The 14708-nt window shown below is 36.3% G+C and carries 14 protein-coding genes; 10 read left to right on the top strand and 4 right to left on the bottom strand.

The genetic code is table 11. The features are described from left to right. Positions 1-396: 396 nt before the first annotated feature. From M997_RS15320 to M997_RS15295, 6 genes are all read left to right on the top strand, one after another. On the top strand, positions 397-717 hold the full coding sequence (locus M997_RS15320) for a YqcC family protein (protein WP_064720981.1): 321 nt from the start codon (positions 397-399) through the stop codon (positions 715-717). An 11-nt stretch (positions 718-728) separates the two neighbouring features. After that, complete coding sequence (truC, locus tag M997_RS15315) at positions 729-1493, top strand: tRNA pseudouridine(65) synthase TruC (protein WP_064720980.1); 765 nt, start codon at positions 729-731, stop codon at positions 1491-1493. Between the two features lie 300 nt (positions 1494-1793). After that, positions 1794-3239: a PTS glucose transporter subunit IIBC gene (gene ptsG / locus M997_RS15310; RefSeq protein ID WP_064720979.1), complete on the top strand. Its 1446-nt coding sequence runs from the start codon at positions 1794-1796 to the stop codon at positions 3237-3239. Between the two features lie 156 nt (positions 3240-3395). Beyond that, a complete protein-coding gene (locus tag M997_RS15305; RefSeq protein WP_064720978.1) occupies positions 3396-4733 on the top strand; it encodes a hypothetical protein in 1338 nt (445 codons plus the stop codon). A 22-nt stretch (positions 4734-4755) separates the two neighbouring features. Beyond that, the gene (locus M997_RS15300) at positions 4756-5061 is read left to right on the top strand and encodes a hypothetical protein (protein ID WP_064720977.1); all 306 of its coding nucleotides are present in this window, start codon (positions 4756-4758) and stop codon (positions 5059-5061) included. An 83-nt stretch (positions 5062-5144) separates the two neighbouring features. Continuing rightward, positions 5145-5588, top strand: coding sequence for a flavodoxin (locus tag M997_RS15295; protein ID WP_064720976.1), 444 nt, complete (start codon positions 5145-5147; stop codon positions 5586-5588). Positions 5589-5758: 170 nt separating this feature from the next. Here the strand turns inward: M997_RS15295 and M997_RS15290 are convergent, their stop codons facing one another. From M997_RS15290 to map, 4 genes are all read right to left on the bottom strand, one after another. Continuing rightward, positions 5759-6145: a DUF3461 family protein gene (locus tag M997_RS15290; RefSeq protein ID WP_064720975.1), complete on the bottom strand. Its 387-nt coding sequence runs from the start codon at positions 6143-6145 to the stop codon at positions 5759-5761. A 70-nt stretch (positions 6146-6215) separates the two neighbouring features. Then, positions 6216-7040 carry a 2,3,4,5-tetrahydropyridine-2,6-dicarboxylate N-succinyltransferase gene (gene dapD / locus M997_RS15285; RefSeq protein WP_064720974.1) on the bottom strand — a complete coding sequence of 275 codons (825 nt, stop codon included), beginning with the start codon at positions 7038-7040 and terminating at the stop codon, positions 6216-6218. Between the two features lie 34 nt (positions 7041-7074). Then, positions 7075-9720 carry a bifunctional uridylyltransferase/uridylyl-removing protein GlnD gene (glnD, locus tag M997_RS15280; protein ID WP_064720973.1) on the bottom strand — a complete coding sequence of 882 codons (2646 nt, stop codon included), beginning with the start codon at positions 9718-9720 and terminating at the stop codon, positions 7075-7077. 159 nt (positions 9721-9879) lie between these two features. After that, complete coding sequence (gene map / locus M997_RS15275) at positions 9880-10677, bottom strand: type I methionyl aminopeptidase (RefSeq protein WP_064720972.1); 798 nt, start codon at positions 10675-10677, stop codon at positions 9880-9882. Between the two features lie 691 nt (positions 10678-11368). On the opposite strand from map, the gene rpsB reads away from it, so the two are divergent. From rpsB to frr, 4 genes are all read left to right on the top strand, one after another. Then, positions 11369-12094 (top strand): 30S ribosomal protein S2, encoded by a 726-nt coding sequence (gene rpsB, locus M997_RS15270; protein ID WP_036934040.1) that lies wholly within the window; start codon positions 11369-11371, stop codon positions 12092-12094. 134 nt (positions 12095-12228) lie between these two features. Next, a complete protein-coding gene (gene tsf / locus M997_RS15265; RefSeq protein WP_064720971.1) occupies positions 12229-13080 on the top strand; it encodes a translation elongation factor Ts in 852 nt (283 codons plus the stop codon). 140 nt (positions 13081-13220) lie between these two features. Beyond that, a complete protein-coding gene (gene pyrH / locus M997_RS15260) occupies positions 13221-13949 on the top strand; it encodes a UMP kinase (protein WP_064720970.1) in 729 nt (242 codons plus the stop codon). Positions 13950-14060: 111 nt separating this feature from the next. Then, positions 14061-14618: a ribosome recycling factor gene (frr, locus tag M997_RS15255; protein ID WP_064720969.1), complete on the top strand. Its 558-nt coding sequence runs from the start codon at positions 14061-14063 to the stop codon at positions 14616-14618. Positions 14619-14708 lie beyond the last annotated feature (90 nt).

The following is a 14708-nucleotide window of genomic DNA, read 5'->3' as shown; positions in this document are numbered from 1 at the left end:
TGTCACTATTTAAAGTTAACATCTTATTTTTTCAGTAAGAGCAATAAGTTAATAATTTATTGTTTTTATTTATGAATTTTAAAATTATATTGCTTTTATACTGTGGGTTGTTTGACTAACTAATTATTGGCATTCTACGCCTACCAACATAGGAATTGTTTGGTGGCCGATATAACGTAAAGTAATCAAGGATGCAGGAAATAAGGATATTTCTATTAATGCGAGATAAGGACGAAGTATTAAGGATAGAATAAAACGGTCTTGCTAGGATGCATGTGTTGTACAGACAGTCATATTTTTGTCTAAAAGGAGTTTCGGCTCCTTTTATTTTTTATTTGTTTTCTGTGAATCACCCCCAATGTTATTCTTACTCTGTATTTTTATAAGGAATAACCGATGACACCTGAAAAACGCATTTTAGCCCAATTGTTACTTATCGAAGAAGAAATGAGAAAAATAGCATTGTGGCAATCAGAGCCACCTTGCGATGGCGCATTTGAAAGTAAAGAGCCTTTCTATATTGATACGATGGCTGCTCATGAGTGGCTGCAATGGGTATTGATACCACGTTTAGTCTCTATGATTGAAAATGAAATGCCATTGCCTAATGCCTTTTCAATTTCACCTTATTATGAAGAAGCTTTTAAAGATGATAGCACTCGTGATTACACTGATTTATTAGTTCACTTACGTGAACTTGATACTTTTTTTAAATAATAAGGTAGAAGATGCTAGATATTATTTATCAAGATGAATACCTTGTTGCGGTGAATAAACCCGCTGGATGGCTTGTTCACCGTAGTTGGCTCGATAGGCATGAAACTGTCTTTGTGATGCAAACATTAAGGGATCAAATAGGGCAACATGTTTTTCCTGTGCATCGTCTTGACCGGCCTACTTCGGGTGTTTTACTGATGGCGCTTTCTTCTGATGTTGCAAGACAACTTTCTCAATATTTTGAACAGCATAAAACAGAAAAGATTTATCATGCAGTCGTTCGGGGTTATGTTGAAGAAGCATCCGTGATAGATAGCCCTCTGATTGAAGAACTCGATAAAATTGCTGATAAATTTGCTACACAACCAGCGCAAATTCAAAAATGTGTGACTCATTGCCAACCTTTAGCAATAGTTGAAAAAGATGTTGCTATAGGTCGTTATCTTACCTCTCGTTTTAGTTTGCTTGAATTACGTCCAGAAACCGGACGTAAACATCAGTTACGTCGGCATATGTCTCATATTCGCCACCCTATTATTGGTGATACTGCTCATGGTGACTTGCGACAAAACCGAGGTGTAGTAAATAATTTTCAATCCCATCGCTTGATGTTACACGCAAGCCATCTAAACTTAACTCATCCAATAACAGGACAGGCGCTCAATTTAACAGCTAAATGGGATCTACCTTGGCAGCATTTGATCAACCAATTTGGCTGGCGTGGATTAAGGCCAGAATTAGAACAATATGGCGATGATTTAGCTTGCCACTTTTAATTTGTTGCACCGCGTTACTACCCCTTTCCTTTCGTGACCATCAAGGTTTGTTTATATAAGTCTTGATGGATTGCGCAAATTAAATTTATTTCTAATTATTTGTAAAATATATAATTATTTAAATTGATAAAACCGTATGTTTTGAAACGTGACAGCTATCAACTATTCAACTGATGATTTATTTTATGATGTAAAATAAATAGAGCTTATCATAAGATAAGTTAATGAGATTAACCCACACTAGTACATATAATTAAAAAACCAATAATACATACAAGCCACACTCCGGGAGTCTGCTCGATGTTTAAAAACTTATTTGTTGTTTTACAAAAAATCGGAAAATCCTTGATGTTACCGGTATCTGTACTGCCCATTGCCGGTATTTTATTAGGGGTTGGTTCTGCGGATCTTTCGTGGATCCCTACATCTGTTTCTCAAGTAATGGCTGAAGCGGGTGGTTCCGTTTTCTCTAATATGCCACTTATTTTCGCCATTGGTGTTGCATTAGGATTTACCAACAACGATGGTGTATCAGCACTTGCTTCGGTTGTTGCTTACGGCATTATGTCTAAAACCATGACTGTAGTTGCACCGTGGGTTCTTGGGTTTTCAGCTGCGGATATTGAAGCACAACACTTAACAGATACTGGTGTTTTAGGTGGTATTATTGCTGGTGTTATTGCAGCTTCAATGTTTAATCGTTTTTACCGTATTAAATTACCTGAATATTTAGGATTCTTTGCTGGAAAACGTTTTGTGCCTATTATTTCGGGTTTAATTGCAATTTTTGTTGGCGTTATTTTGGCTTTTATTTGGCCACCTATCGGTACAGCTATCCAACGTTTTTCTGAATGGGCTGCTTACCAAAATCCAGCTGTAGCCTTTGGTATTTATGGTGTTGTAGAGCGTGGATTAGTGCCATTTGGCTTACATCATATCTGGAATGTACCATTCCAAATGCAAGTTGGTGAGTATGTAAATAGTGCAGGGCAAGTTTTCCACGGTGATATTCCTCGTTATATGGCTGGTGACCCAACTGCGGGTATGTTATCAGGTGGTTTCTTATTCAAGATGTTTGGTTTACCTGCGGCAGCAATTGCTATTTGGCATACAGCACGACCTGAAAATCGTTTAAAAGTCGGTGGTATCATGATTTCGGCGGCATTAACTGCTTTCTTAACCGGGATCACTGAGCCTATCGAATTCTCATTTATGTTTGTTGCGCCTATTCTTTATGTTATTCACGCTATTTTGGCTGGTTTAGCATTTGTGATTTGTATTTTATTAGGTATGCGTGATGGTACTAGTTTCTCTCATGGTTTAATTGATTTTATCGTTTTAAGTGGCAACAGTAGCAAGCTTTATCTGTTCCCAATTATTGGCTTACTCTATGCTGCAACTTATTACACTATTTTCCGTTTCCTTATTGTGAAATTAAATCTGAAAACACCTGGTCGTGAAGTTGAAGATAAAAATACTCAACAAGCCGATACAAGTGCTATGGGGCAGTCTTTAGTCACTGCTTTTGGCGGAAAAGATAATATTACGAACTTGGATGCGTGTATTACACGTTTACGTATTGGTGTAAAAGATATTGAAAAGGTTGATCGTGAAGGTTTGAAAAAACTGGGAGCAGCAGGTGTCGTAGTGGTCGGTTCTGGTGTTCAAGCAATCTTTGGTCCTAAGTCTGATAATTTAAAAACAGATATGGATGAATATATGCGATCTTTGGATACGACTAAATAATATATTTTTATTTTAAATATAAAAAAGTACCACAATTAAATTATTGTGGTACTTTTTTTGTTATTATCATTTATCATTTATTGCTTATTATTTGAAATAAAAAATCACTAATATCTATTATTATTTTTGCTTTGTAATAATAAGGTATTAATATTTATGAGTAATGTAACAAGTGTTTCTTATACTGATTTGTATGAATGTTTGAGCTCCAATGATACTAATAAGATTAATAAAAATAAAATTTATTTTTTATTAACTGAAAATATAAGTTTTTGTGCTAATACTGATAATTGTATAACAAATAAAATAAATGAAAATAATAAATTTTTTATTTTTAAAGATAATGACTCGACTCTTTATATCGATAGTATCATAATTAATGATTTAAAAAATAAAATAGAAAATGCTATTTCTGATTATATTAGAGAGAATGGAAAACATAATGATAAAATAACAAGCTTTTTAAGAGATAAGGAGATGATTAATTTTTTCACGCCAGATGAAAATAAAGTGTTAATAAAAGATATAAATAAATTAAGTGATTTTTCGAATATTTTAAATAAACTCTATCATTATACAAAATCATCTGTTTTATTGAATAAATTAATTAATGATAACAATAAAGAGGTTAGTTTATTCTTTTCAAAAAAAGATAAATTAATTTCCTCCATCTTAAACTTAGCTAGCTCTATTAGTGATAAAATAAATGTTGAGTTTATTAATAATAAAATCATTAACTTTTTTAATAAAAAAAATATAACAGAAATAATTGATTCAGTTGATAACAAAAAAGATATTTTTCCTAATGGAATTATATCGTTAAATAGTCAGTTTTCAATATTAAATTTAAAAGCTAGTCTTAGTTTTAATGAAGAAAATAACAATATCAAGCCAAAAGAATTACCTAATAATAAAGTTCTAGATGAAAAAATATTAAAAAAGATAAATCGTATCAATGAAATTAAGCATGAGGTAGAGAGTTATATTCCTATTTTTAATGAAATTTTTAAAATTTACAATGAAAATTTAGGATATCTGTATTATAGTGATTTTTTTGAATGTGATAAAAAATATATAAAAAATAGTAATAATATTATTGATTTCTTTAAAAGTAGCTTGTTTGAATTAAGTGAAAGTAGTGAAACAGGTAGAAAATATAAAATTGAAATATTGGCAATAGTATTAAAACAACACAATGAGGCAGTTGGTATTCTCAATGAAAAAAATGACAATAATGATATCAATGGTAAGAAAGAGAAATATAATAAATTTTTTACTGAAACTAAAAAATTAGAAGATAAGTTTAAAGAGTTTTTAAATAATATAAATGAAATAGAAAAACAAAAAAACAATTTATCAGAGTATAATGTAAATTTTAGAATCTATATTGATAGGATAAAACTTAATTGTAAATTTTTTTTAAAAATAAAAGATACCATTGAGCTTAAAAATAAACTTAATGATTTATCTAAAGTGATTGAAAATAAAATATAGGGTTGAAGGTGTTTTATCATATGTGTATAAATTTTTCTTTCCAATTAAGCATGAAAGAACACTCAATGATTTAAATAAAGATAAAGAAAAAATTGATAACGCAATTGAATATTTAAATAAATCAGAAGGATATTTATCTAATACGTGCTCTTGGGGGGGGAAATTAGAAAGCGGAAAACATGTAAGGGTTGCTGACGAAGAATTTTTTCTACTTAATAGTATCAACATGATAAAAGATATATCTTTATCAACAAATATTCTTGATTATATTTATAGCAGACACGATCAGACAAAAAATATTCTACATTCTATTTTTAAATATAAATAAGGCTTGAGAAGAAAGCTTTAATTTTATATCTTATTAATTGAGGTTATTGAGTATTAAAGTATAACTTATTGAACGAGAATATCATGGCAGAAATTGGCATTTTTGTAGGAACTGTTTACGGCAACGCATTAGCGGTGGCAGAAGAGGCTCAGCGTATTTTGATTGAACATAAACATCAAGCCAATGTTTATGAAGACGGTACATTAGCTGATTGGCAAAAATATTCGACAGTTTTAGTTATTACCTCAACTACAGGTCAAGGTGATTTACCAGATAATATCGCACCGTTATATCATGAGTTACGCGATAATTTGGGTTATCAGCCTAATTTAAACTATGGCTTAATTGCTTTGGGCGATAGTAGCTACGACCATTATTGTGGCGGTGGTATGCAATTCGACGAACTATTACAAGAACATCAAGCAAAACGCATTGGTGAAGTATTGAAGATTGATGGTATAGAAATCGCAGAGCCTGAAGTATTTGCTATAGAATGGTTAGAACACTGGGCTAAGCTATTAAACTAATATCTGCTAATACTCAATGTTTAAATACTCAATGTTCAAATAACATCTTGCTAAATAATACTTTATTAAAAAATAACGCCGCATAACGATGTTAAATTTGTGGCGTTATTTTTTGTTTTGAGCTGAAAATAATTTTAACTAGACTCTTAGAATAATTTTTATCTAATCTGTTAACGACGAGTTAGTTTTTCTAAATCAGCTTCAATTTCAGCAATTTTATTAGCAACAACATGTTCAAGGTGACGTAAATCATCAAGAATTTTATGTTTTAAATCCACTTCAACTTGGTCACGTTGACAAATTTTATCTAATTCTTCAATAACATAACGTAGGTTAGTGTTGATTTCATTTACTTCTTTAAAACCTTGACCAGACTGGCCATCAGAAATAGTTTTACGTTGGCGTGGATATTTAAACTTTACGCTTTTAGCAAAAAACTCGCCTTTATCTTTGCGAAAATAGATTTTAAGAATATCGTTATTAGCTTCTTGGCGTAGAGAGTAGCGGTCAATATCTTCAGGATGCGGGATCCCTAAATTTTTTAAATTATCGTACATATATTGGCACCTAACAGAGAGATGAATGAAAGAATAGCGAACAGAAATAATTCTATCCGCTGTTCTTATATTAGTCGATAGTTCTTAACAATTCATTAATGCCTACTTTCCCACGGGTTTTGGCATCTACTTTTTTCACAATAACTGCGCAATAAAGGCTATAGCTGCCATCTTTAGACGGTAAATTACCAGAAACGACAACCGAGCCAGCAGGAACGCGACCATAATGAACTTCGCCGGTTTCTCGATCATAAATTTTGGTGCTTTGGCCAATATAAACACCCATTGAAATAACAGCACCTTCTTCAACAATAACACCTTCAACAATTTCTGAACGTGCACCAATAAAGCAGTTGTCTTCAATAATAGTTGGGTTTGCTTGCAGTGGCTCTAATACACCACCAATACCTACACCACCAGATAAATGAACATTTTTACCAATTTGCGCACATGATCCCACTGTCGCCCATGTATCGACCATACTACCTTCATCAACATAAGCACCAATATTGACATAGGAAGGCATTAATACCGTATTGCGAGCGATATAAGCGCCTTGTCTAACAGCGGCAGGAGGAACAACACGGAACCCCTCTTTTTCAAATCGAGCTTGGTCATAATCTGCAAATTTCATCGGTACTTTATCAAAATAGCGACTTTCACTTCCATCAATCACTTGATTATGATTAATGCGAAAAGAGAGTAAAACGGCTTTTTTTAACCATTGATGTGTTACCCACTGACCATTGATTTTTTCTGCGACACGTAGCTTTCCGCTATCTAGTAGTGCAATAACGTTATTAATGGCATCACGAACATGAAGTTCTACGTTATTTGGGGTGATATCAGCTCGGTGTTCAAATGCGTTATCGATAATAGATTGTAATGCTTGCATCAATAGTATTTCCTATATGTATTGTCGTGGGTTTCTATATTTTATCCTTTGAAACTAGGGCTTTTGTCAACCTTTCTGCAACTTCATCCTTCATTTTTTTATTTAGTGCTTTATTTTCGCTATCTGTTAAAACAAAAAAGTCTTCAACTCGTTCACCGATAGTTGTAATTCTAGCGCCATGTAATGAAAGGGAAAGATCGGCAAACACTTTACCTATAATGGCTAATAAACCTGGGCGATCACGGGCAAAAAGCTCCATATAGGTGCGTTTATTATGATGTGAGGCAACAAAATTAATTTTTGTTGGAACATCAAAATGGCGCAACTTAGCGGGGAGTGTGCGCGTTTTTGCATTGGAATTATAAGGGGCTGAAACAACTTGGATAAGTGCTTTGCGAATGGAGTTATATCGATCAACTGTAAGTGGTTTGCCATTAGGCTCTAACACCACAAACGTATCCATCGCCATATTATCTCGGTTAGTAAATATTTGGGCATTATGAATATTTAGATTACGCCTATCTAATTCTCCAGCAACAGACGCGAACAGTGATGGTCTATCAGCACACCAAATAAATATTTCGGTACCACCGTGTATGGCTTTTTGGCTAATGAGCACCATGGGATCTGCGCTGTTGTGTTCAACTAATGCTTGACCATGCCAAGCCAGTTGTTCTGGCGTATGACGTAAAAAATAGTCAGCATGACAACGGTTCCATACAATTTGAAGTTTTTCTTCATCAATCTGTTTTTTTTGCAAGATAGTTAGTGCTTGCATACGATGATGACGAATTCGTTCACGTAAATCAGGAATCGACTTCATTCCTTGGCGTAACTGGTTTTCAGTAGAAAGGAAAAGTTCTCGTAATAGGCTCTGTTTCCAGCTATTCCACAAACTACTGTTAGTGGCACAGATATCAGCAACGGTTAGACAAAGTAAATAGCGTAATCGGCTCTCGTTGTTGACTTCAGAGGCAAATTGAAAAATAACATCTGGATCTTGAATATCGCGACGTTGAGCAGTAACGGACATAAGTAAGTGGTGACTAACAAGCCATTCTACTAATGCAATTTCACGCTGGTTAAAACCATGTTGCTGTGCAAAATCACAAATATCTTTCGCACCTAAGAGCGAGTGATCACCTTGACGCCCTTTTGCTATATCATGAAATAGTGCGGCTAAACGTAATAACTCAAGTTGTGGTAATTTAGGGTAAATATCAACGCAAAGTGGGTGTTTTTCGCGATTTTCTGAGTTTGCGAAACTTTCTAATTTTTGTAAAACACGGATTGTATGTTCATCAACAGTGTATGCGTGAAAAAGGTCAAACTGCATTTGACCAACAATATTATTCCATTGAGGGAAATAAGCCCCCAATACACTGTGTTTATGCATTGGAACAAAAGCACCTGATACAGCACGAGGATGACGCAGTATCTGCATAAAAACTTGTCTTGCTAGTGGGTACTCACATAAAGGCTGTACAAGATGTCTGCGTGCATAACGTAAATGGCGTAACGTTGTAGAATAAATCCCAGTTATCCCTTCATGCTCAGCCATGCGTAAGAACAGACGCATGATAACGACAGGATCATCAAGAAAACAGCTTTCATCAATGACATCGATTAACGTGCCTCGGAGTTGAAATTCACTATCTAGTGGGCGTGGTTTTACATTAGGTTGTAATGCTAAAATTGCCTCATCAAATAGTTGAAGTAACATATCGTTTAATTCGCTAACTCGGCGAGTTACTCGATAATAATCCTTCATCATTTTCTCTACTGGTTGGTTTCCCTCACCCTTGTAATTTAACAGCTGTGCAACGCTTAATTGACGGTCAAATAATAGGCGGTTGTCATAGCGAGAAAGGACTAAATGAAGTGCAAAACGGATCCGCCAAAGAGTATATTGGCACTCTAAAAGTTCTTGCCCTTCAGCTGGAGTTAAAAAGCCAAAATTAACCATTTCAGCCACAGATGTGGCACCAAAATGACGATGAGCAACCCAAATCAGAGTATGTATATCGCGAAGCCCACCGGGGCTACTTTTAATATCAGGTTCAAGATTATAACTAGTGCTATGGAAACGTTGGTGTCTTTGTTGTTGTTCTTCAACTTTTGCGGCAAAAAATAGTGGCGATGGCCAAAAACCTTGGCTAAATATATGATTAATTAGTTGTTGATAGAGTGTGTGATTACCACAAATAAACCGCGCTTCGAGTAAATTAGTTGCAACGGTTAGGTCAGAAAGCCCTTCTAGCAGACATTCTTCCATCGTCCTTACACTGGCACCCACTTCCAGGCGTATATCCCAAAGTAATGTAATGAGCTTGCTAACAATATCTGCGGCTTGTGGTGATAATGGCGCGTCACTTAAAAAAAGCAGGTCGATATCAGAAAGGGGATGTAACTCTTGTCTACCGTAGCCACCAACAGCCACGATTGTCAGATCAGGGTAATTTTCTAATTTTGTATGTCGACAAAGTTGCATCAAAAGTTCATCAATAAAATGACTACGAGCGTGAAGTAATAGAGCAACATCAACATCATGATGAAAAGCATCAGCAAGCCATAACTGAAATTGTTCAATAGAAAGCTTAAGCTCAGCGCAATTTAGCTCATTTTCGGTTAGCAAAAGTGGGGAAGGTGGCGGCACCTGAAATGCATTTTTGATTATCATCGTTGGTCTTCTTACTCAATATTTGCTTATGATATTAAGACTAATGTGAAAACGATAACCTGACTAGCAATTCTGTTAATTCATACTGAAGAAAATAAAAAAAGCGACATATCTCGAAAAAATATGTCGCTTTTACATTTTATATTGTATTGGCGTGTTTTATTCGTTAACTAATACGGCAGAAATAAAGGGTTCTTCTTCTTTACGTAGCGTCATGATTTCACAACCATTATCTGTAACAACAAGTGTGTGTTCATATTGTGCAGACCAGCCACGATCTTTAGTTTTGACAGTCCAGCCATCTTTCATGGTGCGAATACGGTAATCACCTGTGTTTACCATTGGTTCAATAGTAAAAGCCATGCCTTTTTGTAGCACAACACCACTGTCATCAGCATCGTAATGAAGAACTTGTGGTTCTTCATGAAAACCTTCACCAATGCCGTGACCACAGTATTCACGAACAACAGAAAAATCATGGCTTTCGACAAATTTTTGAATAGCTCTACCTAATTCACGTAAGCGAATCCCTGGTTTTACCATTTTAATTGCCAGATAAAGGCTTTCTTGTGTGATACGACATAGACGTTCACCCTGGATAGTTGGCTTACCTACAATGAACATTTTTGAGGTATCACCATGAAAGCCGTCTTTAATTACAGTGACATCGATATTAACAATATCACCATCTTTAAGAATTTTATCTTCGCTAGGAATACCGTGGCAAATAACATCATTTACAGAAATACAAACCGATTTGGGAAAACCATGATAGTTTAAGCAAGCTGGAATCGCTTGTTGCACATTTACAATGTGTTCGTGACAAATACGGTCTAGTTCCCCTGTGTTGACGCCAGGTTTTACATACGGTGCGATAATTTCAAGAACTTCTGCCGCAAGGCGACCTGCGACGCGCATTTTTTGAATATCTTCTTCAGTCTTGATTACAATAGCCATTTGAGTTCTTCGTCTATATTAAAAGCCACAATACAGTGTATTGAGATATACAATGTATTATAGGTAAATGAATTAGGATGTGAGAAATAATTCTGATTACCATTTATGATATCAGCAGAAACTTTATGTGCCAATAAAGGGAATGAATACAATCTTATGATATCAATATAAATGACGAACATACGCTTTCTTAATAGTAATGTCTTTTCATATTGCGCTTTTTTAATTTAGCCCCTTTATCCTGTTTTAAAATGTAATAACGCTGTTTTCTCTATTTCTATTTACCTATTTAAATAAATTTATTTTAATAAAGTAGAGCGGGTATTATCTAACAGGCTACCTAATTGATATCAGAGTAGTATTCGTTTTTATGCCTATTCTAATGCGTTTTGTTATCTATTTTAGAGGCTTGTTTCGCTTGAAAAACGCCCCCATTAAAAGTAACTAATAGTGGTTTCTTGCTGCAATTTATGGTATAAAGCGCGCCGGAGTTCTGTTATTGCGTTATTAGCTTATTGCTATGGTGGCGAGTGACAGTAAATCTGAAAAATTCAATTGTGTAAATTACACACACAAATCGACACATACGCCGGGGTGCTCTTATGTAAAGGTTGACCTTTACAGCCGATGAGTCGGTCGTATGGGGTTTGTGGACGAAATAACCCCAAACTTAATTTTATAGAGGTTTAAAATGGCAACTGTTTCAATGCGCGATATGCTGCAAGCCGGTGTTCACTTCGGTCACCAAACTCGTTACTGGAATCCAAAAATGAAACCTTTCATCTTTGGTGCGCGTAACAAAGTTCATATCATTAACTTGGAAAAAACTGTTCCAATGTTCAATGAAGCTTTGGTTGAACTGAACAAAATTGCTTCTCGTAAAGGCAAAATCCTGTTTGTTGGTACTAAGCGCTCTGCCGTTGAAGCTGTTAAAGAAGCAGCAGAAAGCTGTGACCAGTTTTTTGTAAACCACCGCTGGTTAGGCGGTATGCTGACTAACTGGAAAACTGTTCGTCAGTCAATCAAACGCCTGAAAGATTTAGAATCACAATCTCAGGACGGTACTTTTGACAAACTGACCAAGAAAGAAGCGTTAATGCGTTCTCGTGAACTTGGTAAGTTAGAAAACAGCCTGGGTGGTATCAAAGACATGGGCGGTTTACCTGACGCTCTGTTTGTTATCGATGCTGAACACGAACACATTGCTATCAAAGAAGCAAACAACCTGGGTATCCCAGTATTTGCTATCGTTGATACTAACTCTGATCCAGACGGTATCGACTTCATTATCCCTGGTAATGATGATGCAATCCGTGCGGTTAAATTATATCTGACCGCTGCAGCAACAGCTGTTCGTGAAGGTCGTTCTCAAGATCTGGCTGTTCAGGCTGAAGAAGGCTTAGTCGAAGCTGAATAATAAGGCACGCTCGTAAGAGCCCTTATTTAACCAGGTATTGCTATATATTGGTTAGGGGGCCTTCATAGGCCCCCTTTACACATCTGCTATGAGAACATCTATGGTTTACCATAGAAAATCGAGGAATAAAACAAATGTCTGGAATTACCGCTGCTTTGGTAAAAGAACTGCGTGAACGTACTGGCGCAGGTATGATGGAATGTAAAAAAGCGCTGGTTGAAGCGAATGGTGATATCGAGTTAGCTATCGATAACATGCGTAAATCAGGTCAAGCAAAAGCGGCTAAAAAAGCAGGTCGCGTTGCAGCTGAAGGTATCATCCTGGCAGAAGTTGCTGCTGATGGTAAATTCGGTGCGCTAGTTGAACTGAACTGTGAAACAGACTTCGTAGCAAAAGATGCTGGCTTCATCGCTTTCGGTAAAGACGTTATGGCTGCAGTATTAGCAGACAAAACCGCTGATATCGATGCACTGAAAGCAAAATTTGAAGAAGCACGTACTACTCTGGTTGCTAAAATTGGTGAAAACATCAACATCCGTCGTGTTGCTGTATTAGAAGCTGACGAACTGGGTACTTACTTGCATGGTGCTCGTATTGGTGTTTTAGTTTCTGCTAAAGGCGCTAACGAAGAACTGATCAAACATATCGCTATGCACGTAGCTGCAAGCAAACCAGAATATGTTCGTCCTGAAGATGTTCCAGCTGATGTTGTTGAACACGAACACCAAATTCAGATGGACATTGCAATGCAATCAGGTAAACCACGCGAAATCGCAGAAAAAATGGTTATCGGTCGCATGAACAAATTCACCGGTGAGATCTCTCTGACTGGTCAGCATTTCGTTATGGATCCAAGCAAAACTGTTGGCGAACTGCTGAAAGAAAACAATGCTGATGTTATCAACTTCGTTCGTTTTGAAGTGGGTGAAGGTATTGAGAAAGTTGAAGCTGATTTCGCAGCAGAAGTTGCTGCAATGAGCAAATAATAACGCTTTGCGTTTACAGAGCCGCCTAATGGCGGTTCTGTTTTGTTAGAATCTCCACTGGCTGTTTGTTTACTTCTTCTTATAAAAAGAGAAGGCTATCTAAAACCTCCAATTAACTAATCTGCTTAGGACAGAACACCATGGCAACCAATGCAAAACCTGTATATCAGCGAATTTTATTAAAACTGAGTGGTGAAGCCCTGCAAGGTGCAGAAGGTTTTGGTATCGATGCGAGTGTACTTGATCGCATGGCTCAGGAAATCAAAGAACTCGTTGAATTGGGGATACAAGTCGGTGTCGTAATTGGCGGTGGTAACTTGTTTCGCGGCGCAGGTCTTGCGGCGGCAGGTATGAACCGTGTCGTGGGTGACCACATGGGAATGTTAGCGACAGTAATGAATGGCTTAGCAATGCGTGACGCATTGCACCGTGCATATGTAAACGCACGCCTTATGTCGGCATTTCCTCTAAATGGTGTCTGTGATAACTACAGTTGGGCAGAAGCAATTAGCTTATTACGCCATGGCCGAGTAGTCATTTTCTCGGCTGGTACAGGTAACCCATTCTTTACTACCGATTCTGCTGCGTGTTTACGCGGTATTGAAATTGAAGCTGATGTCGTATTAAAAGCGACGAAAGTTGACGGTGTTTACTCTGCCGATCCAACAAAAGAACCTGATGCAGTACTTTATGAAAGTCTGACTTATCAGGAAGTATTAGAACGTGAATTGAAAGTCATGGATCTTGCTGCATTCACATTAGCCCGAGACCATAATTTACCTATCCGCGTATTCAATATGAATAAACCGGGTGCTTTACGTCGGGTTGTAATGGGTGAAAGTGAAGGAACTTTGATTTCTCACGCTTAATACACAGAGACAACGGTATAATTTGGCGTTACCATCGAGAGTACGCTAATTCATTTATGTCGATATTTAGTATATCGACTGGAAGATAACCAGTTCCCAAGGGTTTATAACGTGATTAATGAAATCAAAAAAGATGCTCAAGAACGCATGGAAAAAAGCGTTGAAGCACTAAAAAGCCAAATTAATAAAGTTCGCACAGGTCGCGCATCACCAAGCCTTTTAGACGGCATTGTTGTCGAATATTATGGCGCACCAACTCCATTAAACCAAGTTGCTAACGTTGTTGCAGAAGATGGCCGTACTTTGGCAATCACTGTATTTGACCGTTCTTTAGCACCTGCAGTAGAAAAAGCGATTATGGCATCAGATTTAGGCTTAAATCCTTCATCTGCTGGCACTATTATTCGTGTTCCACTGCCACCATTAACAGAAGAACGTCGTAAAGACTTAATTAAAGTTGTTCGTGGTGATGCTGAACAAGGTCGTGTTTCTGTTCGTAATATTCGTCGTGATGCTAATGATAAAATCAAAGCATTACTAAAAGATAAAGAAATCAGCGAAGATGACGAACGTCGTTCACAAGACGAAATTCAAAAATTAACTGACATGTTTATTAAAAAAATCGATGAAGCATTAACACTGAAAGAAGCAGAGTTAATGGAATTCTGATTTTTGAAATCCTTTTTTTGATAATGCCGCTTTAAGCGGCATTATTTTTGGGGATTTATCTGAGAGTTTGAGATTAATACCCTCGGTTTG

The sequence above is a fragment of the Proteus hauseri ATCC 700826 genome, from assembly GCF_001654965.1.
In the GTDB taxonomy this organism is placed as follows: domain Bacteria; phylum Pseudomonadota; class Gammaproteobacteria; order Enterobacterales; family Enterobacteriaceae; genus Proteus; species Proteus hauseri.
The sequence above is the reverse complement of the archived record's forward strand: the minus strand, read 5'-3'. Positions and strand labels throughout refer to the sequence as shown.